At 67.3% G+C, this 10,950-nt stretch carries 22 protein-coding genes; all 22 read right to left on the reverse strand.

Translation table 11 applies throughout. The features are described 5' to 3' along the window. Positions 1-120: 120 nt before the first annotated feature. The gene (rplQ, locus tag IT182_07265; GenBank protein MCC6163133.1) at positions 121-690 is read right to left on the reverse strand and encodes a 50S ribosomal protein L17; all 570 of its coding nucleotides are present in this window, start codon (positions 688-690) and stop codon (positions 121-123) included. A gap of 24 nt (positions 691-714) precedes the next feature. Continuing rightward, complete coding sequence (locus IT182_07270; GenBank protein MCC6163134.1) at positions 715-1,695, reverse strand: DNA-directed RNA polymerase subunit alpha; 981 nt, start codon at positions 1,693-1,695, stop codon at positions 715-717. A 154-nt stretch (positions 1,696-1,849) separates the two neighbouring features. Continuing rightward, positions 1,850-2,263 (reverse strand): 30S ribosomal protein S11, encoded by a 414-nt coding sequence (rpsK, locus tag IT182_07275; protein ID MCC6163135.1) that lies wholly within the window; start codon positions 2,261-2,263, stop codon positions 1,850-1,852. 3 nt (positions 2,264-2,266) lie between these two features. Then, positions 2,267-2,641: a 30S ribosomal protein S13 gene (gene rpsM, locus IT182_07280; GenBank protein ID MCC6163136.1), complete on the reverse strand. Its 375-nt coding sequence runs from the start codon at positions 2,639-2,641 to the stop codon at positions 2,267-2,269. A gap of 3 nt (positions 2,642-2,644) precedes the next feature. After that, positions 2,645-2,758 (reverse strand): 50S ribosomal protein L36, encoded by a 114-nt coding sequence (gene rpmJ / locus IT182_07285; protein ID MCC6163137.1) that lies wholly within the window; start codon positions 2,756-2,758, stop codon positions 2,645-2,647. A gap of 117 nt (positions 2,759-2,875) precedes the next feature. Then, positions 2,876-3,115: a translation initiation factor IF-1 gene (gene infA / locus IT182_07290; GenBank protein ID MCC6163138.1), complete on the reverse strand. Its 240-nt coding sequence runs from the start codon at positions 3,113-3,115 to the stop codon at positions 2,876-2,878. A 37-nt stretch (positions 3,116-3,152) separates the two neighbouring features. Beyond that, the gene (gene map, locus IT182_07295) at positions 3,153-3,923 is read right to left on the reverse strand and encodes a type I methionyl aminopeptidase (GenBank protein MCC6163139.1); all 771 of its coding nucleotides are present in this window, start codon (positions 3,921-3,923) and stop codon (positions 3,153-3,155) included. After that, entirely contained in the window at positions 3,920-4,567 is a 648-nt protein-coding gene (locus IT182_07300; GenBank protein MCC6163140.1) for an adenylate kinase, read from the reverse strand. The genes map and IT182_07300 overlap by 4 nt, the downstream gene beginning before the upstream one ends. Positions 4,568-4,602: 35 nt before the next feature. Next, positions 4,603-5,988 carry a preprotein translocase subunit SecY gene (gene secY / locus IT182_07305; GenBank protein MCC6163141.1) on the reverse strand — a complete coding sequence of 462 codons (1,386 nt, stop codon included), beginning with the start codon at positions 5,986-5,988 and terminating at the stop codon, positions 4,603-4,605. A 107-nt stretch (positions 5,989-6,095) separates the two neighbouring features. Then, on the reverse strand, positions 6,096-6,536 hold the full coding sequence (gene rplO / locus IT182_07310; protein MCC6163142.1) for a 50S ribosomal protein L15: 441 nt from the start codon (positions 6,534-6,536) through the stop codon (positions 6,096-6,098). A 19-nt stretch (positions 6,537-6,555) separates the two neighbouring features. After that, complete coding sequence (gene rpmD / locus IT182_07315; protein MCC6163143.1) at positions 6,556-6,780, reverse strand: 50S ribosomal protein L30; 225 nt, start codon at positions 6,778-6,780, stop codon at positions 6,556-6,558. A 7-nt stretch (positions 6,781-6,787) separates the two neighbouring features. Beyond that, a complete protein-coding gene (rpsE, locus tag IT182_07320) occupies positions 6,788-7,303 on the reverse strand; it encodes a 30S ribosomal protein S5 (GenBank protein ID MCC6163144.1) in 516 nt (171 codons plus the stop codon). Positions 7,304-7,311: 8 nt separating this feature from the next. Continuing rightward, entirely contained in the window at positions 7,312-7,680 is a 369-nt protein-coding gene (locus IT182_07325; protein MCC6163145.1) for a 50S ribosomal protein L18, read from the reverse strand. Positions 7,681-7,709: 29 nt separating this feature from the next. After that, positions 7,710-8,246, reverse strand: coding sequence for a 50S ribosomal protein L6 (gene rplF, locus IT182_07330; protein MCC6163146.1), 537 nt, complete (start codon positions 8,244-8,246; stop codon positions 7,710-7,712). A 12-nt stretch (positions 8,247-8,258) separates the two neighbouring features. Beyond that, positions 8,259-8,666 (reverse strand): 30S ribosomal protein S8, encoded by a 408-nt coding sequence (rpsH, locus tag IT182_07335; protein MCC6163147.1) that lies wholly within the window; start codon positions 8,664-8,666, stop codon positions 8,259-8,261. A 118-nt stretch (positions 8,667-8,784) separates the two neighbouring features. Beyond that, positions 8,785-8,970 (reverse strand): type Z 30S ribosomal protein S14, encoded by a 186-nt coding sequence (locus IT182_07340; protein MCC6163148.1) that lies wholly within the window; start codon positions 8,968-8,970, stop codon positions 8,785-8,787. A gap of 2 nt (positions 8,971-8,972) precedes the next feature. Beyond that, positions 8,973-9,515, reverse strand: a complete 543-nt coding sequence (gene rplE / locus IT182_07345) for a 50S ribosomal protein L5 (GenBank protein MCC6163149.1) — start codon at positions 9,513-9,515, stop codon at positions 8,973-8,975. Then, positions 9,512-9,844, reverse strand: a complete 333-nt coding sequence (rplX, locus tag IT182_07350; protein MCC6163150.1) for a 50S ribosomal protein L24 — start codon at positions 9,842-9,844, stop codon at positions 9,512-9,514. The genes rplE and rplX overlap by 4 nt, the downstream gene beginning before the upstream one ends. 3 nt (positions 9,845-9,847) lie before the next feature. Continuing rightward, complete coding sequence (gene rplN, locus IT182_07355) at positions 9,848-10,216, reverse strand: 50S ribosomal protein L14 (protein ID MCC6163151.1); 369 nt, start codon at positions 10,214-10,216, stop codon at positions 9,848-9,850. A gap of 9 nt (positions 10,217-10,225) precedes the next feature. After that, on the reverse strand, positions 10,226-10,480 hold the full coding sequence (gene rpsQ / locus IT182_07360) for a 30S ribosomal protein S17 (GenBank protein MCC6163152.1): 255 nt from the start codon (positions 10,478-10,480) through the stop codon (positions 10,226-10,228). A 31-nt stretch (positions 10,481-10,511) separates the two neighbouring features. Further along, on the reverse strand, positions 10,512-10,709 hold the full coding sequence (locus IT182_07365) for a 50S ribosomal protein L29 (GenBank protein MCC6163153.1): 198 nt from the start codon (positions 10,707-10,709) through the stop codon (positions 10,512-10,514). Beyond that, the coding region (gene rplP / locus IT182_07370) for a 50S ribosomal protein L16 (protein MCC6163154.1) at positions 10,709-10,950 on the reverse strand (242 nt) is incomplete at its 5' end. The genes IT182_07365 and rplP, both read right to left, overlap by 1 nt.

A 10,950-nucleotide genomic window follows, 5' to 3' on the forward strand; every position in this document is an offset into this window, starting at 1 on the left:
CCTTTGCGCCGTAAGCCGTAAGCCGTAAGCCGTGAGCCGTGAGCCGTAAGCCATCAAACGGCAACGGCCGCGTCGTGCGACGCGGCCGTCATGAACCCGTAAGCTCTCTCTGAGCCGGCCCTACTCGTCCGTCTTCCTGGCCGACTTGCGGGCGCGCCGGGGCTTCGCCTCGCCCTCGGCGGGCGCGGCACCCTCGTCCTGCAGCTTCTTCACCGCAGCGCGGGCACGGCCGCGGAGTCCCGTGGCGGCCGGAGTCGCCTCGGCAGCCGTCTCGGCCCCGGCGTTCGGGTCGTACTCACTGCCGACCAGCTCGATCTGTGCCACTTCCGCCGCGTCGCCGCGACGATGACCCAGCTTGAGGAGGCGGGTGTAGCCACCCGGACGCTCCACGAAGCGCGGTGCGAGCGTGTCGAACAGCTTGGTGACGACCTTCTTGTCGGCAACGTCGCGCGCCACGAGGCGCTCGGCCGTCAGGCGACGGACGCGCTTCTCCTCGTCAGTCCCCGTGGCCACGAGGCTGCGCTTGGCGATCGAGATGATGCGCTCGACGTACGGACGCAGTTCCTTGGCCTTGGGCAGCGTGGTCTCGATCCGCTCGTGGCGGAGCAGCGCCTGGGCCTGATTGCGCAGGAGGGCGATGCGGTGCTCGGTCACGCGTCCGAGCTTGCGATGGGCAACACCGTGTCTCATGGGTCTACTCGTCTCGCCTGGCTCTTACTGCGCCGGCTGCTCCACGCTCATCCCGAGGCTGAGACCCATCGTCTGGAGGATCTCCCGGATCTCGTTGAGCGACTTCCGGCCGAAATTCTTGGTCTTGAGCAGGTCGTTCTCCGTCTTGGCCACCAGCTCCCTGATCGTGCGGATGTTGGCGTTCTTCAGACAGTTGTACGACCGCACCGAGAGCTCGAGCTCTTCGATGCTCTTGTCGAGGTGCTCGTTGCTCTCCTCGGTGAGCGTCGCCGGCGTGGTGTCGCCGGGCTCGCCGATCACCACGTCGTCGTCATCGTCGCCGCCGAAGATGAACAGGTGATCGCGCAGGAGCTGCGCGGCCAGTTCGATCGCGTCGGTGGGCGAGATGGCGCCGTTGGTGGAGACTTCGAGGATCAGCTTGTCGTAGTCCGTGTTCTGGCCCACGCGCGCCGACTCGACGAGGTAGTTGACCTTGCGCACCGGCGAGTGCACCGAGTCCACCGGGATCCAGCCGATACCGAGATCCTCGTCGAAGTTGCGGTCGGCCGACACGTAGCCGCGCCCGTTGCGCAGGCGCATCTCCATGTACAGCTTGCCGCCTTCGGACACGGTGGCGATGTGCGCGTCGGGATCGAGGACCTCGACCGACTGGTCCACCTCGATGTCGCGCGCGAGCACCGGCCCGGCCTTGTCGACGCGGACGTACAGCATCTTCGTGTCATCCCCATGCAGCTTGAACGGCACCTGCTTGAGGTTGAGGATGATGTCGGTGGCGTCTTCCACCACGCCCTCGACGGGCGAGAACTCGTGCTGGACGCCCTCGATCTTCACCGCGGTGATGGCCGCGCCCTCGATGGACGACAGCAGCACGCGGCGCATCGCGTTGCCGATGGTGGTACCCCACCCGCGCTCGAATGGCTGCGCGGTGAACCGCCCGAACCGGCCGGTCTGGCCTTCGCGGTCGACGTCGAGACGCTTCGGGCGCTGGAACCCCTTCCACAGCATCGATGTAGTCCTTTCCAGTCTGAGATGATGCCCGGGCGCCCGCCAGTCCGGCGGACCTCCCGATGGCCGTTACCCGCACCGACCCGGTGCAGCTCGACCTGCCGCGAGACCTCGTCTCGCGGCGACTTCCACGACGGCACACGCGTGCGACGCGTCAGACGCGGCGCTTCTTCGGCGGACGACAGCCGTTGTGCGGGATCGGCGTGACGTCGCGGATCGTCTTCACGTCGAGTCCGACGTTGGACAGCGCGCGCACAGCCGACTCGCGTCCGGCGCCAGGTCCCTTGACCCGCACTTCCACGGTCCGCATGCCGACACCCTTGGCCGCGGTGCCCGCGTTCATCGCCGCCTGCGTGGCGGCAAACGGCGTGCCCTTGCGCGAGCCCTTGAAGCCGAGGGCTCCGGCGCTCGACCACGACACCACGTTGCCCTCGGTGTCGGTGATCGTCACCAGCGTGTTGTTGAACGAGGCCTGGATGTGGGCCACGCCGGTCGGGATGACCTTCTTCTCGCCGCGCTTCTTGAAGACTTTCTTGCGGCCCGCGCCTGACTTCTTCTCGTCTGCCATGTCCTACACCGTCTTCTTCTTGGCGATCGCGCCCTTGCGCGGGCCCTTGCGGGTGCGCGCGTTGGTCTTGGTGCGCTGGCCGCGCGCCGGCAGACTGCGGCGGTGCCGCAGGCCGCGATAGCAGCCGATCTCCATCAGGCGCTTGATGTTGAGCGAGATCTCCTTGCGGAGGTCGCCCTCCACGCCGCCCACGTCCTCGATGACCTTCGAAATCGATCGGACGTCCTCTTCCGTGAGGTCCTTGACCCGCACGTCTGGGCTCACGCCCGCCGCCTGGAGGATGTCACCGGAGCGCTTGCGCCCGATGCCGAAGATGTAGGTCAGTCCGATCTCGACGCGCTTGGTCCGCGGGAGATCCACACCTGCGATACGTGCCATGCCCTATCCCTGCCGCTGCTTGTGCTTCTGGTTGTCGCAAATCACCCGGACGACACCACGCCGCCGGACGATCTTGCACTTCACGCAAATGCGCTTGACCGATGCTCTGACCTTCATCTCATCTCGTCCTCGGCCGGCCTCGGAGAGCCGGCGCTACCTGCCGACTCGGAGAGTCGGCCTTGTCTATCGCCCCGGAAAGCCGCCCTGCCGGCGGCCGGTCTCGAAGCGTCGACCCTACCCGCCATCGTCGTTCTGCCGGCGGCCCCCCGGAGCCAGCCGCTCGATGATCCGGCCGCGCGTGACGTCGACTGGCGACACCCGCACGACCACTCGATCCCCCACCAGGATCCGCACGAAGTTGCGGCGGACATCCCCGGTACCGTGCGCCGTGATCACGTGCCCCGAATCGAGGCTGACGCGATAGAGCGCCTGCGGCAGTTGCTCGATGACCGTGCCGCGCAGTCCGCCGCCCATTGGCGCCTCACTCACGGCGAACCGCCGTGGGTGCCTCTCACTCGCCTACGACCGCCGGAGCCGGCCTCAGCGTGAGAATCTCCACGCCGTCGGCCGTCACCGCGACCGTGTGCTCGAAGTGCGCCGACCGCAGGCCGTCGACGGTCACCGCCGTCCAGCCATCGCCCAGCACCCGCACGCCCGGCCGCCCCGCGTTCACCATCGGCTCGATGGCGAGCACCATGCCCGCCGCCAGCCGCGGACCGCGTCCGCCAGGACCGTAGTTGGGGATCTGCGGCTCCTCGTGCAGCTTCGTGCCGATGCCGTGTCCCACGAACTCGCGCACGATCGAGAACCCGCGGCCCTCCACGTACGCCTGTATCGCCTGCCCGATGTCGGACACGCGCGCCCCTGGCTTCACCGCGTCGATCCCCTGGTACAGCGACGCTTCTGTCACGTCGAGCAACTGCTGTGCCTCGGGAGCGATGCTCCCCACTCCTACCGTCACGGCCGAATCGCCGTAGTACCCGTCGAGCTTCACCCCCATGTCGATCGAGAGGATGTCGCCCTCCACCAGTACGTCCGACGAGGGGATGCCGTGCACCACTTCCTCGTTGCGCGACGCGCAGATGGTCGCGGGAAACCCGCGATACCCCTTGAACGCCGGCTGCGCGCCCGCCTCGCGGACGAGCCGCTCGGCCTCGGCGTCGATCCCGGCCGTCGTTGCACCCGGCACCACCAGCCGGCGCAACTCGCCGAGGATCCGCGCCACCAGCTGGTTGGCCGCCCGCAGCTTCACGAGTTCGTCGGCCGACCGGCACGTGATCACCGTGCCCCTCCCTGTGCCACCGCCAGCGCCGACGTCAATGCCGCGTGCATGGCCTCGGCCACCGCGTCGGGCGCCTGGTTGCCGTCGATCGTGAAGAACGTCTGCCTGCCGCGGTAGAACTCCACCAGCGGCGCGGTCCGCTCTTCGTAGATCCGCAGCCTGTTGCGCACCACCTGCTCATCGTCGTCGGCCCGCGTGACCAGCGCGCCCCCGCAGTTGGCGCACACGCCCTCGTCGGGTTTGGTGGGATCGGCATGGGTGCCGCAGACGCTGCACACGCGGCGCGCGTGCAGCCGGCCCACGAGCACGTCGACCGGTACCACCAGGTGCAGAACGGTCAACGGCGACCGCCCGTCCATCATCCCGTCCAGCGCCTCAGCCTGTCCGACCGTACGCGGGAAACCATCAAGGATAAACCCTGCGGCCACGTCCTGTCGAGTGAGCCGTTCCTCGACGATGGCGATGACCACCTCATCACTGACGAGGTGGCCCTTGTCGATTCGCGCCCGCGCTTCGAGTCCGAGCGGCGTGCCCGCCGCCGAGGCCTCCCGCAGGATGTCGCCGGTCGAGATCTTCGGGACGCCGTGGCGCCGGGCCAGCCGGCTGGCTTGCGTGCCCTTGCCCGCGCCGGGCGGGCCGAGCATCACCACGTTGAGGCCTGGTCGCGCCAACGGACGGCCTACCCTCTCCGTCCGCGGATGCGGGTCTTCTTCATGAAGCCGTCGTAGTGCCGCATGATGAGCTGCGACTCGATCTGCTGCACGGTGTCCATCGCCACGCCGACGATGATGAGCAGTGATGTCCCACCGAAGTAGAACGTCACGCCGAGACCGTTGGTGAACCAGCCAGGCAGTGCCTGGTCCAGCGATTCGCCGATGTACGGGATCGGCGCCACCTTGAACCCGCTGATCAGGAACTCGGGCAACAGCGCGACGGCCGCCAGGTACAGCGCGCCCACGAGCGTGATCCGCGTGAGGATCAGGTCGATGTACTCCGCCGTGCGCTTGCCCGGCCGGATCCCCGGCACGAAACCGCCGTACTTTCGCATGTTCTCCGCCACATCGTCGGGGTTGAAGACGATGGCCGTGTAGAAGTACGCGAAGAAGATGATGAGGACGACCTGCAGCAGGTTGTAGAGCGGCATGCCCCAGGTGAGCTGCTGTGCCGCGCGCTGCACCCAGTGCTCGGGCGGGAACATCCCGGCGATCGTCGTCGGGAACGCGAGCAGCGAGCTCGCGAAGATCACGGGCATCACGCCGCCGGTGTTGACCTTCAGCGGAATGTGCGTGCTCGACCCGCCGTACATGCGGCGCCCCACCACGCGCTTGGCGTAATGGACGGTGACGCGCCTGTGGGCGCGCTCCACGAACACGATCACGGCCACGACGACCACCATCACCAGCACGAGCAACGCCAGGCGCAGCAGGCCGATCTCGCCCGTCTTCAACTGGTCGAGCGTGGTCATCACCGCACGCGGCAGCCCCACCACGATGCCGGCGTAGATGATGAGCGACATGCCGTTGCCCACGCCGCGCTCGGTGATCTGCTCGCCGAGCCACATCACGAAGACCGACCCGGTCGTGAGCGTGAGCACCGTCAGCAGGCGGAAGCTCCAGCCCGGCTCGTACACGAGCGGAAGGCCGCCCGCGATGTTGGTCTGGTTCTCCAGGAAGATCGCGATGCTCAGCGCCTGGATCACCGACAGGAGGATGGTGCCGTAGCGGGTGAACTGGGTGATCTTGCGCCGCCCGAGCTCGCCTTCCTTCGAGATACGCTCGAGCGTCGGCCACACCACCGTCAGCAGCTGCAGGATGATCGACGCGCTGATGTACGGCATCACGCCGAGCGCGAAGATCGTCACGCGCGACAGGTTGCCGCCCGAGAACAGGTCGTACAGGCCGAACATCGTGTTGCGCGCCTGCTCGGCGAGCAACGCCAGCGCCTCGGTGTTCACACCGGGCGTCGGGATGTGATGGCCGATGCGGAACACGCCGAGCAGGGCGAGCGTGAACAGCACCCTGGTACGGAGTTCCGGGACGGCGAAGATGTTTCTCAGGCTATCCATCGCGAGAATTTCAGCATTGCGGAATTTCAGAATTGCTCGCCAATCAGGACGTCACGGGAGGTGTCGAGACCCCTGCCCGCCCTGACATTCTGCGATTCTGAAATTCGTCAGAGGGTCTCTGCCGTGCCGCCGGCCGCCTGGATCTTCTCCGCGGCGGCACCACTGAACTTGTGCGCCTTGACGGTCAGCGCCCGGGTCAGTTCACCACGGCCGAGCACCTTGATCTTCTGGCTGCCCTGCGCGAGGCCCCGGCCGTGCAGCACGTCCGGCGTCACCTCGGTTCCGGCGTCGAACAGCTTCTCGAGCTGATCGAGGTTGATGACCGCGTACTCGCTCCGGAAGATGTTCGTGAAACCGCGCTTCGGCAGGCGGCGGTGCAGCGGCATCTGGCCGCCCTCGAACCCGCGCTTGCGCTTGAAGCCCGAACGCGACTTCGCGCCCTTGTGACCGCGGCCGGCCGTCTTGCCATTGCCCGAACCCTGACCGCGCCCCACACGCTTGGTGGCATGCGTCGCGCCGTCGGCCGGCTTGAGATCGCTCAGATCCATGACTGTCTCTTTCTCGGCCCTATTCGACCGTCACCATGTGGCGGACCTTGCGGATCATGCCGCGCATGGCGGGATGATCGAGGACCTCCACGGTGTGGCCAATCCGGCGCAGGCCGAGTCCCTTGACGACTTCGCCCTGCTTCTTGTCGTACCCGATCACGCTGCGCACCAGGGTGACCTTCAGGGTCTTGCCCTTCGGCGCGGCAGGCGCGGCCGGCTTCTGTCGACGGGTGGTTTCCGACATCACGTCCTCAGGCGTTGATCAGTTCTTCGACCGACTTGCCCCGCAGACGCGCGATGGCCGACGGATCCTTGAGGCCCTTGAGCCCCGCGATCGTCGCGCGCACCACGTTGTGCGGGTTGGCCGACCCGAGCGACTTGGTCAGCACGTTCTGGATTCCTGCCGCTTCCACCACGGCGCGGACCGCGCCGCCGGCGATGATGCCCGTGCCGTCGGGCGCGGGCTTGAGCAGCACGCGGCCGGCGCCGAAGCGCCCCGTCACCGTGTGCGGCACCGACGTCCCGGCGAGCGGCACGCGGATCAGCGACTTCTTGGCCGCCTCGATGCCCTTCTTGATGGCCGACGGCACTTCCTTGGCCTTCCCCACGCCAAAGCCCACGTGGCCGGCGCTGTCGCCCACGATGACCAGGGCGCTGAAGGACAGGTTCTTGCCACCCTTGACCACCTTGGTCACGCGGTTGATGGACACCACGGTGTCCTTCAACTCGAGCTGGCTCGCGTCGATGCGATCGCGGAATTCGTACATGTCAGTCCTCAGAACTCGAGGCCGGCTTCGCGCGCGGCTTCGGCGACGGCGCGCACGCGCCCGTGATACAGGAACCCGCCGCGGTCGAACACGACGCGCGTGATGCCCTTCTCCTTGAGCCGCTCGGCGAGCACACGGCCCACCGCTGCCGCGCCCTTCACGTTGCCGGCACGCTCACCATCGGCCAGCCGGCCCTTCACGGCCGCTTCGGTGGTGCTCGCCGATGCCACGGTGGTCCCGCTCGCATCGTCGATGGCCTGCACGTAGATGTGCGCCACGCTGCGGAACACCGCCAGGCGCGGACGAGCCGCGTCCCCGGCCAGCTTCTTGCGCAGACGCAGGCGGATGCGCTCGCGACGGTCCTTCTTGGTTTCGATCTTCACGGCAGCTTCTCCGCTTCAGCGCGCTACTTGGCGCCGGCCTTGCCGGCCTTCTTCTTCAGCACTTCACCGGTGTACCGGACGCCCTTCTGCTTGTAGGGGTCCGGCTTGCGCAGCGACCGCATGTTGGCGGCCACCTGGCCCACCAGCTGCTTGTCGATGCCCGACACCGTCACGTGCGTCTGCTTGTCGATGACCACGTCGATGCCCTGGGGCAGCGGGAAGATCACCGGGTGCGAGTACCCGAGCGCGAAGTGCACGTCGCGCCCCTTCACCTCGGCGCGATACCCCACGCCGACGATGTCGAGCTCGCGCTTGAACCCGTCGGATACGCCCTGCACGGCGTTGGCCACCAGCGTGCGACCGAGCCCGTGGAACTTCCGCTGGTCGCGCGCTTCACCGACGCTCGCGACGATCTGGCCGTCTTCGAGCACCACCGTGACACCCGGCGGCAGCGTCTGCGCCACCTGCCCCTTGGGCCCCTTGACCTCGACCAGGCCGTCCTTCAGCGTGACCTGCACACCCTTGGGGACGGGGATCGGCTTCTTGCCAATTCGAGACATGTTCCTCAGTCCTCACCAGACGTTGCAGAGTACTTCGCCGCCCACGCCGGTCCTGGTCGCCTCGCGTCCCGTCATCACGCCCCGTGACGTGGTCAGGATCGAGGTGCCGAGCCCGCCGAGCACCGTGGGCACCGTCTCGCGCCCGAAGTACACGCGGCGCCCTGGACGGCTCACGCGCTCGAGGCCCGAGATCACGCGCTCACCGCGCGGCCCGTACTTCAGGGCGATCCGCACCACCTTCTGCGGCGATGCCGGCGTCGTCGGGTTGTCGATCAGCTTGAAGCCGCCGATGTACCCCTCGGCTTCAAGGATCCGGGCGATTTCGAGCTTCAGCTTCGACGCGGGCACGTCCACGCGCGTGTGGCGCGCCTGGACGGCATTGCGAATCCGCGTGAGCATATCGGCGATCGGGTCAGTCATACCTTGTCCTCATGGGCCGGGCGCCGCGCGGGCCTTCCGGCTCCGGCGCGCGCTCCACGGCAGCGTGGTTCCCGCGGTCTCGAGACCGACGGGCCTGCGCTCCCGGCCCTGCTGTGGCTTACCAGCTGCTCTTGGTCACACCCGCGACCTCGCCACGGAGGGCGAGCTCACGGAAACAGAGACGGCACAGGGCGAACTTGCGGAGGTACGCCCGGGGCCGGCCGCACCGCTTGCAGCGGTTGCGGGCGCGCACCTGGAACTTGTGCGCCTTGTCTTCCTTGGCAATCTTTGCGGTTGTCGCCATCGTCAGTTCTGCCTGAACGGAAATCCGAGGAGCTGCAGCAGTCGCCGCGATTCCTCGTCGGTCTTCGCCGTGGTGACCACGGTGATGTTCATGCCGCGCGGCTTGTCCACGCGCATGTAATCGATCTCCGGGAAGAGCAACTGGTCCTTCAACCCGAGCGTGTAGTTCCCGCGCCCGTCGAAGCCCTTCGTGGGGATGCCCCTGAAGTCGCGCACGCGCGGCAGCGACATCGAGATGAGGCGATCGAGGAAGTCGAACATCCGCCCGCCACGCAGGGTCACCATCGTGCCGATGGGCATGCCCTGGCGCACGCGGAACTGCGCAATCGACTTCTTGGCTCGTGTGACCACGGGCTTCTGGCCCGCGATGCGCATGAGCTCGTCGGCCGCGACGTCGACGATTTTGGCGTTCTGGGTGGCCTCGCCGAGTCCGAGATTGATCACGACCTTCGTGATCTTCGGGATCGCCATCACGTTGGCGTACCCGAACTCCTTCTGCAGCGCCGGCACCACCTCACTGCCGTAGCGTTCCTTCAGCCGGCTCATTTGTCGATCACTCCGCCGTCCTTGCGCCGGCTGACACGGGCCTTGCGGCCGCTCTCGTCGACGGAAAACCCTACCCGCGTGCCCTTGCCCGAGACCGGGTCCACGAGCATCACGTTGGAGGCGTGGATGGACGCCTCACGCTCCACGATGCCGCCCTGCACCTGCTTCTGGGGGTTCGGCTTGGTATGCCGCTTGACGAGGTTCACGCCCTCGACCACCACCCGGTTGCGCTCGGCATCCACCAGCGTCACCCGACCCCGCTTGCCGCGATCGCGGCCGGCGATGACGATGACGTCGTCGTTCTTGCGAATCCGCTTCAAACCAGCCATCGCCTACAGCACCTCTGGGGCGAGCGAGATGATTTTCATGAACTTCCGCTCACGCAGTTCACGCGCCACCGGCCCGAACACACGGGTCCCGATCGGCTCGCCGTCGTCCTTGACCAGCACCGCGGCGTTGCGGTCGAAGCGGATGTAGCTGCCATCCTTGCGGCGCTGCTCCTTGCGCGTCCGCACGATGACCGCCTTGACCACCTGACCCTTCTTCACGTTGCCGTCCGGCGCGGCTTCCTTCACCGACGCGGTCACGATGTCGCCGAGCCGCGCGTAGCGTCCCGTCGACCCGCCGATCGGGTTGATCACCGAGATCTTCCGCGCGCCGGAGTTGTCGGCCACGTCCAGGATCGATCGCATCTGAATCATGGCGTTCTCCTAGATGACCTTCGCCTGCTCGACGACGCGCGTCACCACGAACCGCTTGCGACGGCTCAGCGGACGGCTCTCCACGATCGCCACCGTGTCGCCCACCTTCGCCGTGTTCCCCTCGTCGTGCGCCATGAACCGCGACGTCTTGCGCTGGCCCTTGCCGTACACCCCGTGACGCACCTGCCGCGTCACGGCCACGACGACGCCCTTGTCCATCTTGTCGCTGACGACGCGACCGACGATTTCTGCCTTGGCTGCCATAGCTCGCTTCCTGCTCTCTCCGCGGCGCGCCCTAGCGGGCGTCGGCCTTCTGCCGCAGCACCGTCTTGACCCGCGCCAGATCCCGGCGCAGCTCCCGGATCTGCAGAGGCCTGTCCAGCTGTCCCATCGCCTTGCGGATCCGCAGCGTGAACAGCTCGTTGTCGATCTCCGCCGCGCGCTGCTGGAGTTGCTCCACGCCGAGGTCCCTGAACTCCGTCACCTTGGCCATCACGCGTGCTCCTGCGCGAACCGCGTCGCGAACTTCGTGTGAATCGGCAGCTTGGCTGCCGCCAGTTCCATCGCGCGCTTGGCCGTCGCCTCGTCAACCCCTTCCATCTCGAAGAGGATGCGGCCCGGCTTGACCACGCACACCCAGGCTTCGGGCGCGCCCGTGCCCTTGCCCATACGCGTTTCCTGCGGCTTCTTGGTGATCGGCTTGTCCGTGAACACCCGGATCCAGATCTTGCCGC

Source organism: Acidobacteriota bacterium (assembly GCA_020845575.1).
Lineage (GTDB): Bacteria > Acidobacteriota > Vicinamibacteria > Vicinamibacterales > Vicinamibacteraceae > Luteitalea.